A 15,849-nucleotide genomic window follows, 5' to 3' on the forward strand; every position below is an offset into this window, starting at 1 on the left:
CGTTAACAGCGGCTAACGCTTAATAGTTCACGATAGCCTGTATATTATCTGTAAATTGTTTTAATTTTTGATCTCCTTCTAAAAAATCAAGGCTTACCAAGAAGTTAAAAGCCTCAACGCTCGCTCCACATTTCTTAATCAAATGCGCAGCAGCTTCTGCAGATCCACCGGTTGCCAATAAATCGTCGTGCACCAACACTTTATCGTTTGCATCAACAGCATCCTCATGCATTTCTATCGTAGCAGAACCATATTCCAAATCATAACTATAGCTCACCTTTTTGTAAGGCAACTTTCCTTTTTTACGAATTAAAATAAAAGGGATTCCCAAACGCATGGCTAGTGGGTAACCGAATAAAAAGCCGCGACTCTCAATTCCTGCAATCTTTGTAATACCAGAATCTTTGTATTGCGTCGCTAAATGTTCTACGATTTCATTAGACAACTGAGGGTCTAACATGATAGGTGTAATATCTTTAAACACTATCCCCTCTTTTGGAAAGTCAACCACATCTCTAATCTCTGCTTTAACTTTCTCTACTAAATCTATATTCATTCTACCTTTAAGTAAGGCCTCACCTTGTTAAAGGTTTCGGCATTCATTAGCACTAGTTCCTTTAATTCCTCAACCGAAGAATACGCCCCATGTGTTTTCCTGTAGGCGATAATGGAGTTTGCTAATTTATAACTTATATACGGATGTTGCTTTAATTCCTGGAGATTAATTTCATTAATGTTATGTCTCTTTACAAAACTTGTATCAATGGTTATATTTCTAGAAATTAGGTCAGCTAAGCTATCTGGAAGATGATAAACTTCCTTCAATTGCTGGGTATTCACAAAACCTCCCAGTGCATCTCTGAAATTCAACACTTTAGTAGCGTAATAATCTCCCACACCTTTTAATTTCACCAAATCATCCTTGGTCATTATATTAATAGAATGAACCATTTGTTCCGGCGCTTTCTTCTCAACACTAAAACTTTCTAAGCTTTCTTTCTTCTCCAAGGTGTCTGGCAAATCTATGTAGGTATAAAGTTGAGCATAACTTTCTTCATCCATAATAAATAACTTTTTCAGGTCAGATTTCACCTTAAATTGAAAACCAGATGCTCTAAAATTCATTACTGAAGCTGCTTGTTTTTGACTATACCCCAAGCGCATCCAATCATCCAAGTTGTATTCATTCGGATTAAACTTAGCTTCTGGCACCTTAATACGCCATTTTCTCTTTTCCTGCCTTTTGTAATTAATCTGTTGTGGGAGTTCTGCAATTCGAGCTTTTTCTATCGGCGAAATCTGAACCGGAACATTCTTTAAAGGATGGGTGAGTTTGAAATAGACCTTCACTCCAACGATGACCAATACGCCTATAACAACAAGGGATAATATGGCGATACGTGATCGTTTCTGAAAACGTAAAAAGTCTTGGTTCCAATCTTTAAAGGTACTCATGGTGGTTGATTCATAAAAAAAGGTCTGCTACACCAAGTAACAGACCTTCAAGTTATGAATTTTCTATGAGTTATTTAAACTTTTTTATCGCTCCAGATTTAATGCGCTCGAAGTAATCCTTCAAATCGGCACTAACTTCTCCAGACATCAATATCAACCCTAAAATATTTGGGAAAGCCATCCCTAAAATCATAAGGTCTGAGAAATCAATTACGGCTCCTAGTCCTACAGATGATCCAATCACCACGAAAACTAAGAAGATAAATTTATACACTAATCCAGCTGATTTTGTCTCTCCAAACAAATAAGTCCACGCTTTCAAACCATAGTAAGACCAAGAAATCATTGTTGAGAAGGCAAACAATACTACGGCAAATGTTAATACGTATAACGACCAATCACCTAAAGAAGATGAGAAGGCGGCTGAAGTTAATGCGGCTCCCTCTAATCCTTCTGGATCTGCAGAATAACCCGTAAAAATAATTACTAAAGCAGTCATTGTACACACTACAACAGTATCAATAAACGGTTCTAATAAAGCCACTATTCCTTCTGAAATTGGTTCGTCTGTAATTGCCGCAGAGTGAGCGATAGCTGAAGATCCAACACCGGCCTCATTCGAGAAAGCTGCTCTTTGGAAACCTAAGATTAATACTCCAATAAATCCACCGTAAATGGCGTCTGGACTAAATGCTCCATTAAAAATAGTTCTGAAACCAAATCCTAAATTATCGTAGTTAAAACCAATAATTACCAACGCACTTATAACGTAAATCCCGACCATAGTAGGAACGATTTTATCTGTTACTTTGGCAATACTCTTGATACCTCCAACGATAACAACACCCACCAAGATGGCCATTACTATACCGAAGTAAAACCCGTAAGAAGAGAAACCTTCTAATCCTGGCAACTGAGACAATTGGTTAAATGCTTGGTTGGCTTGGAACATATTTCCACCTCCTAAAGAACCTCCTACACAAAGAATGGCAAATAAAAGCGCCAGTACTTTACCGAGTTGCGCAAAGAAAGGTCCTTTCTTTGCCAAACCTTTTGACAAATAGTACATTGGTCCACCGAAAACTTCACCATCTTCTTTTTGATGTCTGTATTTCACACCTAAAGTACATTCCACAAACTTTGAGGCCATCCCTAATAGTCCGGCTAATATCATCCAGAAAGTAGCACCTGGTCCACCCATAGAAATTGCAATTGCAACCCCAGCAATATTACCCAATCCTACCGTTGCAGAAAGCGCTGTAACCAATGCCTGGAAGTGAGAAACCTCACCGTGGTGTCCATCTGGATCATCGTACTTACCTTGTACTAATTCTATTGCGTGTTTTGGTCCTCTAAAATTGATGAACTTCATACGAACTGTAAAGAATACAGCTCCCAGAACTAACCAAAGTACTATTAAAGGAAATCCTTGTGTCTTGGTTGTTAAATTCTTGTGGTAAAAAGGCTGTCTATTTGGATAGTCAATTATTGCCAGTACTTTATCAGAACGGTTTCCTCTTTTATTTACAAAGTGCACCTGTTCTCCTGCCTTCGCTTTAATCTCTAGAACTCCTGTTCCTACAGCAAAGAGAGGAAATTCCTTCTCCCCATCCTTTAAAATCGCTATTGCTTGCTGGTGTTTAACCTTTGCTCCGTCTTCTACCAACCACTCCTTAACGAAATAGTCCTTTTTTGTTTCATCAAGCGCAAAAGGTGCTTTCAATACATTGTTTGGAACCTTAACGGTGTCTGCAAATACTTCATAAAAAAGTATACTTTGCATGAAGGCCACTGCCGGTTTCATTGCATTGTTAAAATGCTCTGGAATACTTTCGGCGTCAACTATACCCTTTTTAGTGATAGAGTTATTGGCAGCATCTATAACAGTAACAGCAATGGTATCTCCTTCTGATAAACCTGTTGCTTTACTTGTATAAATATTAACCCCTTTTTGCGACCAAATGTAACGATAAGGCTCAACTCCACCTTTTACTGTAACCTCTGCAGTTACATCGTCAATTTTATCTTCAAAATCTTGAACTTTTAAATCTACTTGTAATGTCTCTTGTGAAAATGTTAGAAATGTCGTTGTTAAAAATAAAAGCGTAAGTAATTTTTTCATAAAGTTTTTGCTTGATTTCTTCAAAAATATAAATATTTATTGCTTTGGAAAGAATTATAAACGTTCGAGTATCTGTTCCAAGGTTTTAGGATTATATCCTAGCTCATTTTTTGCTTTACTTAAATCAAAACCCGTTTTAGGTGGACGTTTTGCTTTTTGATTCAATGAGCTTGATTTAATGGGTTGAATAAGTTGGGTATTTAAGTCGTAATATTTACCAACGCGGTGCACAATTTCAAGTATGCTCAAAGTCTCTGGTCCGCAAATGTGATAAATCCCTTTTTTGTCTAATTCAACGATGCGTAGACAGGCCCAAGCTAAATCATCTGCCCAAGTTGGAGCTCTAAACTGATCGTCCACTATGGTCAACGCGTCTCCTTTCTCCAAAGCACCTTTAGCCCAAAGTAAAATGTTAGACCTGCTCATACCCGGAGTTTTTCCAAGAATAATAATGGTTCTAACAATAGACCAATTCGTGTTTTCGTCTTGTGTTAAAATATGCTCGGCATCTAGTTTAGACTGACCGTAAACACTGAGAGGATTGGGTTCATCTGTCTCTTTATAATTACCTTGTTTCCCATCGAAAACAAAATCCGTAGATAACAATTGTAAATGCGCCCCTATTTTTTTCGCTGCCTTCCATAAGATTTCAACTGCCTTCACATTCAACAACTCACAACCTTCAACATCATCTTCACACGCATCCACATTGGTCATGGCTGCGGTATTGATAACATGTGTTGGCTGTAATTTTTGAAAGCTACTCTCAACCTCGTCTTCCAAGGTTATGTCTAAACTATGGTATTTTTCTGGCGGACAATTTGGGTTTCTATTCTCTCCTCTACCGGTAGCAATATAATCTTGTCCTTTACTTTCTAATTGGTTAACAATTTTTTGCCCTAACAAACCATTGGCACCAGTAATCAATATTTTACGCATCAAATTCAAAGTATTTTCTCAAATTATCTATTTGTTCCTTATCCCCTAACATCAGAATTTTACAACCTTCTGTAATCAAGGTGTTTCCTGAAGGATTGATTTGATAATCTCCATCTTGTTCTTTAATCCCCACTACGGAACAACCAGAAATCTCAGCATCTTTGAACACCTGTAACTTCTGATCTTTAAACTTCAAGGGTAGGTTCTTGTAATTGATGGCTACAATATTTGGGGTATAGTCGGAGGATATAATAATTTCATCAATAAATTCCATAACATCTGGTCTCACAACCAAAGATGCCATGTGAGAACCACCTACAGAATCGGGCATAATAACAGAATTTGCACCTGCTATTTTTAGTTTATTATAGGTTTCATTCTTTGAGGCTCTTGCAATAATTTGAATGTTTTTGTTCATCTCTCTTGCTGCCAACACTACATAAACATTATTTGCATCTGAGGGCATACAGGTAATTATGGCTTTGGCATTTTCTAAGTTTGCATTTACCAAATTCTCATCCACTGTCGCATCACCCACTACAAAATTGTAATTCTCATCTTCCTCGTATTTTACAACACGTGCCGGATCCAGCTCTACAACCACAAAACTCTGATTAGTTCGGGCAAAATCTTCGGCCACTTGTCTTCCGACACGACCAAAACCACAAATTACCACATGATTTTTCAGGGCATCGATTTTACGTTTTTCCATGATAGCTTTTCTTAGTTTTCTAAAATCACCTCCAAAAAGGTAAGAGGATAGCGAGGTTATAGCATAGGCAAAAGTACCCAAGCTCATTATTATTAATAGTGAGGTGAAGATTTTTCCGTGAGGAGATAAAGATTGAACTTCACCAAACCCAACGGTGGAAATCGTGATCATGGTCATGTAAAAAGCATCCAGGGTGTCATATCCCTCCAACCCAACATAACCAAGAATACCAATGAGTATACACACTATAATTAGTGATATACTGTAGAGTAGTCGATAATATAACTTATGATAAGCTTTAAACATCTATAGTTCCCAAATTGATCTCGGTTTAGAACTTAGTCGCAAAGTATGTTTGTGTTCTAAGAGCCATCCCATAACAAGATACAACAATAATGGAGAGCCCAAACCGATAAAAGAAATGTAGATAAAAAATCTTCTTACGTGTTCGGTACGCAATCTAAGTTTTTTGGCCCACCAGGCACATACACCAAAGGAGCGTATTTCAAAAAACAAAACTATTTTTTGTATTGTTCTCATGATTTATTCGATAGCATAAAATTACCAATTTTACAGTGAAGACACTTCCTAATGCTACAAAAAAACTGATTTTGTTCTAAAAGAGCTTGCGTATCGAAAGCACTTTCTATATCTACTCCCCTTTTCTTCCATTTTTCTACTATCGCATTCTCCTCTGGGGGCAATTGTAGCAAAATGTCCATGGCCATCTGCAAATCTCTATCCTTCCCTTTTTGCTTGCCCCGAAACCAAAAAAACAAAGCAAAAGCATTGATGAATATTACATTTTGTGCCTTTTCACTTAAATGGGCTTCATGCTTTTTCAGGGTTCTAGACTTGAAGGAATAGTGATTTCTCCAAAATGGAGAGATATTACTTTTAAACTTTTCGCGTAACTGGTTTAAATTATTCGACTGAAAAGGTAAGAACTCGTATTTCCATTGCACTATGAAATGCGCCAACTGTACGATTTTTAAATTGGGAAAACTGCTCGGTCTTACACCACTAAAACGCCAAGCACTCGGATGCATCTCTATCAATCCATACTTCTGCTTTAAAAAATACCAATGCTCTTTTAATCTATCTGTATAAGGATGATTTGCTGCTGATGAAAGCAAGCCACTACTTCCCAACATAAGCGCTTCTACACGTTGTATATCCCAAGCCTCTCGTAACAAAAGTTGATAGGATAAAATTTGTGACAATTGCTGGAAGGGAAGTTTATTGACACGACCACCGAAACTTTGAAACAATAGATAATGCAAAACCTGTTTATAATCCTGATTCGCATTTTCAAACACTTGGTTTAACTCCTTAAATTTTCGATCAAATCGATGAGAAAAAGCTACACTTACCTGCTGAAAAACCAATAATTTATTCTGTTTGAGTTGAGGCTGACAGGGTAACACTTCATCCTTTTTAAACACATATTGGAAATTTTTAAAATGATCTAAATCTAAGTAGGCCCTCAATTCTAACGTTGGCAATTCGCGCCCATTCACAAATACGGCTTCATCATAGTTATAGACAACGTGTAATATTACATTGTTGTAGGTGGGGTCATGTTGATGCCCATGTTTGTACCAATCCGAAGAATTGACATGCATTTCTACATTGCCAGACCAAATCAATTCTTCTAAACGCAATTTTGCATTGAAAAAATCTGGACCGGTGTCGTGATTAAGTTGTCCAAATTCTAATATTTCTAAGGGGTTCCCATCCACAAGGACGAGTTTTTGCACAGGTAATCTTTTCGACTCCCATACATAATGGATATACTCTTCTTTCATAGCGATTAGGTTGAAACTAGAAGTTACGAAAAAGCGCAGAGCTAAAAAAATAAAGCACAAAAAAAGGTGAATTGTTTCAACCCACCTTCTTCCTAATTTTATTATGAATTACCAGCCTTTCGCTTGTAATATCTTGTGCATATCTTGCTGTATGGCCTGAGCAGCTTCAGCAGCTTTTTGAGCAAAATCTTCACCCTGTCCGGCATAAATAATACCGCGTGATGAATTCACCAACAAACCACAATCCTCATTGAATCCGTATTGAGCAACATCTTCTAAGCTTCCACCTTGGGCACCTACACCAGGCACCAAAAAGAAGTTATTTGGAACCGTTTTTCTTACCTCTCCAATACCTTCAGCACGCGTTGCACCCACTACATACATAAGGTTTTCTGGCGTACCCCATTCTGAAGTTTTACGCAAGACCTTTTTGTACAACTCCTCACCTTGTGCATCTTTCACAAATTGAAAATCAAGCGCACCTGCGTTAGAAGTTAAGGCTAAAACGATTACCCATTTATCTTCGAATTGTAAGAAAGGCGTAACAGAGTCTTCTCCCATGTAAGGAGCAACAGTTACCGAATCAAAATTTAAATATTCAAAGAAAGTTTTGGCATAATAACTAGAAGTGTTTCCTATATCCCCACGTTTTGCATCAGCAATGGTAAAGATGTTCTCTGGAATGTACTCCATGGTTTTCTCCAAAGACTCCCACCCCTTCTTACCTAAGCATTCGTAAAATGCAATGTTAGGTTTATAAGCTACACAGTAATCTTTAGTAGCATCTATAATCTGCTTGTTGAATTCGAAGATTGGATCTTCAGTATCTAACAAGTGCTTTGGAATTTTATTCAAATCTGTATCCAACCCAACACATAAGAAGGACTGTTTTCTTTTGATCTCAGCAACTAATTCTTCCTTCTTCATGCTTAAGCTGTTTCTCCTTTCATTTTCTCTGCATTCTCAGCAACCTTCAAGGCATCTATCATTTCTTGAATATCTCCGTTAATGAAGTTAGAAAGGTTATACATAGTTTTATTGATACGGTGATCTGTTACACGACCTTGTGGGTAGTTGTACGTTCTAATTTTGGCAGATCTATCTCCCGTAGAAACTAAAGATTTTCTTTGTTCTGCACGTTCCGCATTCTTCTTTTCCAATTCCTGCGTGTACATTCTTGAGCGCAATACAGAAATTGCCTTCTCTAAGTTTTTGTGCTGTGAACGTCCATCCTGACACTCTACAACTATACCTGTTGGAATGTGTGTTAAACGAATAGCAGATTCCGTCTTGTTAACGTGCTGTCCACCCGCACCAGATGCTCTAAAGGTATCTCTTTTCACATCCGACATGTTTAATTCAACATCCACTTCTTCTGCCTCTGGTAAAACCGCAACAGTGATTGCAGATGTATGCACACGACCTTGTGATTCAGTTTCAGGAACACGTTGTACACGGTGAACTCCAGATTCGAACTTCATGGTTCCATACACACCTTCACCTGCCACATTCATGGAGATTTCTTTGTATCCTTTGGTTCCCCCTTCGTTCGAGTTCAATACTTCAACTTGCCATCCTTTGTTTTTGAAGTACATGCTATACATTCTGAAGACATCCTCCACGAAAATACACGCTTCATCTCCTCCTGTACCGGCACGTAATTCCACAATAACGTTTTTATCGTCTTCCGGATCTTTAGGAATCAACAACATCTTCAACTCTTCTTCAAGAGCAGGCTTTTGCGATTCCAATTCGTGCAATTCCATTTTAGCCATTTCTTTCATTTCTTCATCTTCTTCCATTTCTAGAAGCTCCTTTGATGAAGTAATGTTGTCTAAAATGTTCTTGTATTTTTTATACGCTACAACTATCTCTTCAAGGTCTTTGTACTCCTTGTTCAATTTTACGTAACGTTTCATATCCGCAATGATGTCTGGATCGACGATCAAACGTCCAACCTCTTCAAAGCGGTAATTTATATCTTCTAATTTACCTAGTAAATCTTCCATTATTTATCGTAAATGAATTCTCCGTATGGAGATTGTATCGTTAATTTCTTTCCTTCATGCTCTTCCACTCTACCTACGATCTGAGCATCTACATTGAAAGATTTAGAAATTTCTATGATTGAAGCAGCGATTTCTTCTGGAACATAAATTTCCATTCTGTGCCCCATATTAAACACCTTGTACATTTCCTTCCACTCTGTTCCTGATTCTTTTTGAATCACATCAAACAATGGAGGAATAGGGAACATATTATCTTTAATCACGTGTACGTTATCCACGAAGTGTAACACTTTTGTTTGTGCACCACCACTACAGTGAACCATACCTGCGATATCTGCTCTGTGCTTGTCTAAAATTTTCTTGATAATTGGCGCGTATGTACGTGTTGGAGACAACACCATTTTACCTGCATCCACAGGAACACCATCTATCTGATCTGTTAATCCGTAAGAACCCGAGTATACTAAATCATCTTGAACTGATGGATCAAAACTCTCTGGGAATTTAGTAGCTAAGTCGTGCTTAAATACATCGTGACGTGCAGAAGTTAATCCATTACTTCCCATACCACCGTTGTATTCTTTCTCGTAAGTTGCTTGACCAAATGAAGCCAAACCAACGATTACATTACCACCTTTGATGTTGTGGTTAGAAACAACGTCCTCACGCTTCATTCTAGCTACTACTGTTGAGTCAACAATAATCGTTCTTACTAAGTCACCTACATCTGCAGTTTCACCACCTGTAGAGAAAATACCAATTCCTTGTTCTCTTAAATCAGACAACAACTCTTCAGTACCATTAATTATTTCGGCAATAACATCACCGTTTACTAGATTTTTATTTCTACCAATAGTACTTGATAAAAGGATATTATCTGTAGCTCCTACACACAATAAATCATCTATGTTCATGATCAATGCATCTTGAGCAATACCTTTCCATACAGATAAATCACCTGTTTCTTTCCAGTACATGTAGGCCAAAGAAGATTTTGTACCTGCACCATCAGCGTGCATTACTACACAGTAGTCTTCATCACCTGTTAAGTGATCTGGAACTATTTTACAAAATGCTTTTGGAAACAATCCTTTATCAACATTCTTGATTGCGTTGTGAACATCCTCTTTTCCAGCGGAAACGCCTCTTAAGTTATATCTAGTATCTGCCATAATAATTCTTGGACGGCAAAGATAACTATTATAATTTATCTAAGCGAGTCCGACTTTTATAAATCAAAAAATCCCGACGGCTTTCACCATCGGGATTTTCAAATATTTCTAAAACCTTGTTGTTATTCTGCTGAAGTTGTACCTCCTGCAACGTAGTCCATACTCACAACCTTTCCTTCCGTTCTACGGTTGAATTGGTGAAGTTTTTCAAACAACGTAGGATTTGATTTCTTGAACTTATTGATGTAAGACTCTGTCAACAATACTTCTTCGTAAACGGTTCCCATCTCTGGTTTGTCTACTACATAGTTTCCATTTACTAAGTATACTGTTCTTGGTTCATTTTCACCAGCTCCTTCAGGAACCAATCTTTCTCTTGGAACTCCTTTTTCATTCACTAAGTAATCAACACAAGATTGAGCTCTGGCTTGTGCCAACTTCTCATTTGCAGATGCGCTACCACGTGAATCGGTGTGTGACACTAGACGAATTACCATTCCTGGGTATTCTTCTAACATGTCGTAAACAAAGTTCAAGGAATCTTTTGAGTTAATTGAATCTTGAATAACCATCAACTTCGCACTACCAAGTTCGTAACGAACCTCAGGTAAACGAATTGGTGTTTTTGGTACCATGTTCATTGCAAAGTAGAAATCTTGGTTATCTGGCAATCCTTTTGTTGTAAACTCAACCATTTGTGGGTTGTCGTGGTACCCTTCTAATGGCAACAATTTCACTTTAAAATCACCTTCTTCTCCAATGTAACGGTCACCATTTGGTTTTTTCTCCCAGTACACCATTCCACTTTCGTTCGTTACTCCTGTAAAAGTTCCCTCTGCAGTTGTAATCTCAACTGATGCTCCATTTACTTTCTCAGAAGAACCTAACTTACTTACTACAACTTTAAGTGTAAATAAGTTTGGTGGAATTTCGTAAGAGTAAATGTTTGTAGCGTTAGAACCTTTCTTTCTATCAGAAGTAAAGTATCCTCTCTTCTCGTCTACTTGCGTTAAGTGGAAGTCATTATCTTTTGAGTTAAAAGGGTAACCCATGTTTTCTGGCGCTGCCCATTTGTACTCTGTACCTACTCTTTTCGCAACAAAGATATCCATACCTCCTAATCCAACGTGACCAGAAGAAGCAAAGAACAATTCTCCGTTCAATCCGAAAGTTGGGAACAACTCATCTTGAGCTGTATTAATTTCTGGACCCATATTTACAGGATCAGACCAAGAATCAGATCTTCTATCGTACTCTGTGTACCATAAATCTTTTCCTCCAAATCCACCTGGCATATCAGAAGCAAAGATTAAGAATCTTCCATCTTCTGAAGGACAAGGGTGACCAACAGAAATTGTATCGTTTGGCTTCAAGTTAATTTTCTCTGGAATATCCCAAGATTTTCCTTTTGCTTGAGAAACGAAGATATCACATCCAAAGAAGTTATCATCTGGGTTGTAACATCTTGTAAAGAACATTTGCTTGTAACGACCATCAAAAGCTACTGTTGCTTCGTGGTGTTCTGTATTAATACTATCGTCTTCTACTGGAGTTACCTCTCTGTAGTTTCCGTTTTTATCTAATTCTGAGTAAAAAATATCGTAGTACTTCTCTCCCGAACGTGGATCTATATCCTTTCCTAAAGACTCTGCTCTTGCAGAAGAGAACATGATTTTATCCCCTCTTCTATCAGCAATAACCAAAGCCATGTCTGAAGCCTTGTCATTAATTTTTTCTTCAGGTTTAATCGTAACCTTTTTTGCCAATGCTACAGTAATTGGAGCTTGCTCACATGACTTGATTGCATCCTCTGCAGCCTTATCACCAGGCACTAATTCTAAATACTCTTGGTATTGTTCTTTGGCTTTGTCGTAATCTCCCGTAAAACGGTGAGTTTCTCCATAGTTAAAATGAACTTTAGGATCTGTTTTAGCGAATCCTAAGTCTATAGCTCTTTCATACCATTCTTTTGCTGCTTCGTGTTGCTCTGTTAGGCGGTATGATTCTGCAACGCAATATGCCATTTCTGCTTTGTATTCCTTTGACTTCCCAGCCTTGTAAGGAATTTTATTATATGCTTTTTCACATTCTTCGACAGCCACAGCATAGTTCCTTCCAGAAAATGCTTTTCTTGCATCTTTGATAGGTCCTTTTTGCGCGAAAAGCGAAAGACTACAGAATGTTAACGTAACGACAAGTAGTGATTTATAGCTCATGTACGACATTGGTTTTATAAAATTTTACGAAAGAAAATAATTTTAATCGGTTTAAGCAAACAAAATAAAACAAAGTTTCCTAACCCTAAAGTCTTCCGTTCATTAATTTAGATATTTAACGTATTAGATTGAAAGGGTTACACTTCCCTCGATGACATGTACACTTCCCACTTATCTAAAACAGCCTGAAAATTGGCTGGAAGATCAGAATCAAAACGTTTATACTCATCTTTAACAGGATGCTGAAACCCTAAAGTTTTTGCATGTAATGCTTGTCCAGGCAAAAGCGCAAAACAGTTCTCTACAAACTGTCTATACTTAGTAAAAGTAGTTCCTTTTAAGATCTTATCACCTCCGTATTCGTTGTCATTAAACAAAGGGTGACCAATAGATTTAAAGTGCGCACGGATTTGGTGAGTTCTACCTGTTTCCAATTTACACTCTACCAAAGTAACATACCCGAATCGTCTGATAACTTTATAGTGTGTTACCGCATGTTTACCGTGTTCTCCTTCTGGGAAAACATCCATCACTTTTCTATTCTTTAAGGAACGACCTATATGCCCAGTAATGGTTCCATCTTCCTCTATATCACCCCAAACTAAGGCATGGTACCTACGTTCTGTGGTTCTATCGAAGAATTGTTTGGCCAAGTGAGTTAAAGCGTGTTCTGTTTTCGCAATAACCATTAACCCCGTAGTATTCTTATCTAAACGGTGCACCAATCCTGGTCTTCCGTAATAATCTTCCGTCTTCTGAGGTAAATTATCAATATGGTAAACCAAAGCATTCACCAAGGTACCCGTGTAATTTCCATAACCTGGGTGCACCACCATTTCCGCTGGCTTATTCACCACTAATAAGGTGTCATCCTCGTAATGGATTTCCAAAGGAATATCTTCTGGAATTAATTCGATTTCTCGAACAGGATAAGGAAACTCTACCGTGATTACATCATCTGGCTTTACCTTATAATTTTGTTTTACAGCTTTACCGTTGGCATGGATGTTACCATTTTTGGCTGCTGTTTGTATTTTATTACGCGTAGTATTTGGTAAGCGGTCCAATAAGAATTTATCTACCCTTAAAACCTCTTGCCCTTTATCCGCTACAACTTTATGATGTTCAAATAACTCTTCTGATTCTGAATTAAAGTCTTCTATCTCTTCGCTCACCTCTTAACTATTTTTGCCGTTTTCAATATTTGATGTTGTTCATCGTAAATGCTCACCAAATATATTCCGGCGTCAAAGTTAGCTAAATCTAAGGATAGCGCATTTGATTTTCTAAAAAGTTCTCTTCCTCCTAAATCATACACAGCTACCGTATAGTCTTTTTCATAATCCGTTTTAAGGTTCACCCAACCGCTCGAAGGATTTGGATAGAGCGTAAAATCGACCGCTTTCTCCTCCTCAATTTCTTCAGTAGACAACTGGTAATCTAATTTCGTAGAGAACATAGGACGCATCATAACCGACCCTTCAAAACCTGTATTCTCCCATGAATTTTCACCATCCAAACTGAAGAATATTTTATCGTTATTGGCGATATTCATATCTAAACCAACATTCAATCTATCGGCATCTAATTGTCTCCATCCTATGTAAAACACCTCATCAACCGGTACTTTTGCTGTATCCTTAAAATAATAAGTATAGAAACCATTGTTACCATAGGTATATTGCGGTTGACGCACAGAGATAAAATCATCTTGGTATAAAACAGCACCTGGCTCTCCGTTGTCATCTCCCCAAACCGTTAATAAAAACAACTTGTTCGAAACATCATTTGCCGCTGGCACAAAGTGGATCTGAATAGCCACCAAAGAATCAGCTTCATAGGCCTCAAACTTATAGGCAAGTCTTACCTGTGTTCCGTTTGGTCCGTAAGCCAACTCTGCCGTACCATCGTCATAAGCATAAACCGCTTTAAAGGTTTGCGTTCCGAAAGTAGAATCGTTGTAACTAAAGTCATTGAAAGGAACACTCGCTTCGGCTATCCAATCAAACTCGGCCATAGTATCATTGGCAAGGTTGGCGTCAAAACTATATCCTCCGCTCAAGTCAATTTCAGAAAAATAATGTGTTCTTGGTGCGTAATCCAAATCAGGGTTAGACAAATCGGCACCAACGAAATTGAAACTTCCTTCAAAAACATCGTTGTAATATACATTCAAACTTCCCCCTGCTGAGTTGTTGGCAGCAACTGACTGGTTATTGCGCAAAGCTATCTGTAAAGCATCAGTCATTTTACCATTCGGGTTGTTTCTGTAGTGATCCCAAGGCACCTGGGTGTAGTCCTTTAATAAAGTATATAAAGGATAAGCAAAAGCAAAATCCTCAAACAATGTATCGTCGTAGGCCGACATCTCTCGCAACATCACATAATCTACGTGAAACTGATCCAAGGCTCCAGATGGCAACCCATAATTCACAAAACGAAATTGAAAACCATCTGCAAAATATTTCGCATCGCTGATGCGGATATGTCCCGCGTTAAAGTTTGTTCCTTGTCCACCCTGCGTACTCCAAACTCTCTCCCAAACTTGATCTACAGGTGAGTAAAATTCAACATACAAAGAATCGTCAGACTCTGTAGGATCGCCCAAACCTTCTGTTTGGTACAGAAAACTAAAGTAAACAGAATCACTTGCCTGATATCCACCCATATTAATAGGCTTTGAGGTCAAATAATCACACAAAGCATTAGTTATGCTTCCAAAATTGTAAGGATATCCAAACTCGTTTAAACCATCAAAAGTAGCCACTCCAAGTGTTATGGGATTTTTAGCCATTCTGTAGTTGTGGTAAGCATAGGTGTCTAACCAAAGCTTCGTAGAGTCATTCAATTGCGTAAAGAAAATACGCGCTTCATATTGTTCAAATTCTGGATCTAATACAAAAACAGTATCTGAAGTCAAGTTCCCATTCTCCAAAGTATCAAACACAAAATAGTTGGGATAACCATAGTTCTGTATATAGTTCACCGGATAAATATCCAAGGCATTGTATTCGAAAACCGTGCTGTCGTAATATACCGTATCGCTGGTATTATTATCCACGTTCACATTCACTTTAAACGTCTTGCTTGTGGTAAACTTACTCCCTGCAGGCATAGGTGTTGTACTCGCCTCCATAAGCATAGAGTAGTACAATTCCTCCGTTACACCAGCACCAGTAAAATCAGTAGGATATACTTGAAAATTATTGCGCGAAAAATCATCAAAAAAAGGAAGTTCTAAACTATCCGATTGATACACAAAAGTACTATCAAAGGAATTCTCTAAACTTTTTTGATAGGCTACAGCATGCTCTTTTTGTAAGGATGGATTACCAATTAATGGCGCTACACTTTCCTGCGCATATGCAGTAATTCCTGATAGAAGGATGGATATAGCAAAAGCTATTCTTCTCATA

At 37.9% G+C, this 15,849-nt stretch carries 12 protein-coding genes; all 12 read right to left on the reverse strand.

Annotation, left to right across the window (positions count from 1 at the left end; translation table 11 throughout):
• Nucleotides 1–19: 19 nt before the first annotated feature.
• The gene (locus BM327_RS14325) at nucleotides 20–556 is read right to left on the reverse strand and encodes an adenine phosphoribosyltransferase (protein ID WP_090252255.1); all 537 of its coding nucleotides are present in this window, start codon (nucleotides 554–556) and stop codon (nucleotides 20–22) included.
• Nucleotides 553–1,455, reverse strand: coding sequence for a ComEA family DNA-binding protein (locus tag BM327_RS14330; protein ID WP_090252259.1), 903 nt, complete (start codon nucleotides 1,453–1,455; stop codon nucleotides 553–555). The genes BM327_RS14325 and BM327_RS14330 overlap by 4 nt, the downstream gene beginning before the upstream one ends.
• A gap of 70 nt (nucleotides 1,456–1,525) precedes the next feature.
• Complete coding sequence (locus BM327_RS14335) at nucleotides 1,526–3,577, reverse strand: alanine/glycine:cation symporter family protein (RefSeq protein WP_090252262.1); 2,052 nt, start codon at nucleotides 3,575–3,577, stop codon at nucleotides 1,526–1,528.
• 54 nt (nucleotides 3,578–3,631) lie between these two features.
• Nucleotides 3,632–4,516 carry an SDR family oxidoreductase gene (locus tag BM327_RS14340; RefSeq protein ID WP_090252266.1) on the reverse strand — a complete coding sequence of 295 codons (885 nt, stop codon included), beginning with the start codon at nucleotides 4,514–4,516 and terminating at the stop codon, nucleotides 3,632–3,634.
• Entirely contained in the window at nucleotides 4,509–5,474 is a 966-nt protein-coding gene (locus BM327_RS14345; RefSeq protein ID WP_170853775.1) for a potassium channel family protein, read from the reverse strand. Before BM327_RS14345 ends, BM327_RS14340 begins: the two co-directional genes overlap by 8 nt.
• Nucleotides 5,475–5,764: 290 nt before the next feature.
• The gene (locus tag BM327_RS14355; protein ID WP_090252277.1) at nucleotides 5,765–7,036 is read right to left on the reverse strand and encodes a DUF2851 family protein; all 1,272 of its coding nucleotides are present in this window, start codon (nucleotides 7,034–7,036) and stop codon (nucleotides 5,765–5,767) included.
• Nucleotides 7,037–7,144: 108 nt separating this feature from the next.
• Complete coding sequence (pyrF, locus tag BM327_RS14360) at nucleotides 7,145–7,963, reverse strand: orotidine-5'-phosphate decarboxylase (protein WP_090252281.1); 819 nt, start codon at nucleotides 7,961–7,963, stop codon at nucleotides 7,145–7,147.
• A 2-nt stretch (nucleotides 7,964–7,965) separates the two neighbouring features.
• Nucleotides 7,966–9,048, reverse strand: coding sequence for a peptide chain release factor 1 (gene prfA / locus BM327_RS14365; protein WP_090252286.1), 1,083 nt, complete (start codon nucleotides 9,046–9,048; stop codon nucleotides 7,966–7,968).
• Nucleotides 9,045–10,217 (reverse strand): AIR synthase related protein, encoded by a 1,173-nt coding sequence (locus BM327_RS14370; RefSeq protein WP_090252291.1) that lies wholly within the window; start codon nucleotides 10,215–10,217, stop codon nucleotides 9,045–9,047. The genes prfA and BM327_RS14370 overlap by 4 nt, the downstream gene beginning before the upstream one ends.
• Nucleotides 10,218–10,339: 122 nt before the next feature.
• Nucleotides 10,340–12,433, reverse strand: a complete 2,094-nt coding sequence (locus tag BM327_RS14375) for an OmpA family protein (protein ID WP_170853776.1) — start codon at nucleotides 12,431–12,433, stop codon at nucleotides 10,340–10,342.
• A 137-nt stretch (nucleotides 12,434–12,570) separates the two neighbouring features.
• Nucleotides 12,571–13,608: an RluA family pseudouridine synthase gene (locus BM327_RS14380; RefSeq protein WP_090252299.1), complete on the reverse strand. Its 1,038-nt coding sequence runs from the start codon at nucleotides 13,606–13,608 to the stop codon at nucleotides 12,571–12,573.
• On the reverse strand, nucleotides 13,605–15,848 hold the full coding sequence (locus BM327_RS14385) for a T9SS type A sorting domain-containing protein (protein ID WP_090252302.1): 2,244 nt from the start codon (nucleotides 15,846–15,848) through the stop codon (nucleotides 13,605–13,607). Before BM327_RS14385 ends, BM327_RS14380 begins: the two co-directional genes overlap by 4 nt.
• Nucleotide 15,849: the final 1 nt, after the last annotated feature.

The organism is Lishizhenia tianjinensis (assembly GCF_900116425.1).
GTDB lineage: Bacteria > Bacteroidota > Bacteroidia > Flavobacteriales_D > Crocinitomicaceae > Lishizhenia > Lishizhenia tianjinensis.

Bases quoted from the DNA above. Each gene is read 5' to 3' on its own strand.
- BM327_RS14325 (WP_090252255.1), bottom strand. From the start codon at position 556: ATGAATATAGATTTAGTAGAGAAAGTTAAAGCAGAGATTAGAGATGTG.
- BM327_RS14330 (WP_090252259.1), bottom strand. From the start codon at position 1,455: ATGAGTACCTTTAAAGATTGGAACCAAGACTTTTTACGTTTTCAGAAA.
- BM327_RS14335 (WP_090252262.1), bottom strand. From the start codon at position 3,577: ATGAAAAAATTACTTACGCTTTTATTTTTAACAACGACATTTCTAACA.
- BM327_RS14340 (WP_090252266.1), bottom strand. From the start codon at position 4,516: ATGCGTAAAATATTGATTACTGGTGCCAATGGTTTGTTAGGGCAAAAA.
- BM327_RS14355 (WP_090252277.1), bottom strand. From the start codon at position 7,036: ATGAAAGAAGAGTATATCCATTATGTATGGGAGTCGAAAAGATTACCT.
- pyrF (WP_090252281.1), bottom strand. From the start codon at position 7,963: ATGAAGAAGGAAGAATTAGTTGCTGAGATCAAAAGAAAACAGTCCTTC.
- BM327_RS14370 (WP_090252291.1), bottom strand. From the start codon at position 10,217: ATGGCAGATACTAGATATAACTTAAGAGGCGTTTCCGCTGGAAAAGAG.
- BM327_RS14375 (WP_170853776.1), bottom strand. From the start codon at position 12,433: ATGAGCTATAAATCACTACTTGTCGTTACGTTAACATTCTGTAGTCTT.
- BM327_RS14385 (WP_090252302.1), bottom strand. From the start codon at position 15,848: ATGAGAAGAATAGCTTTTGCTATATCCATCCTTCTATCAGGAATTACT.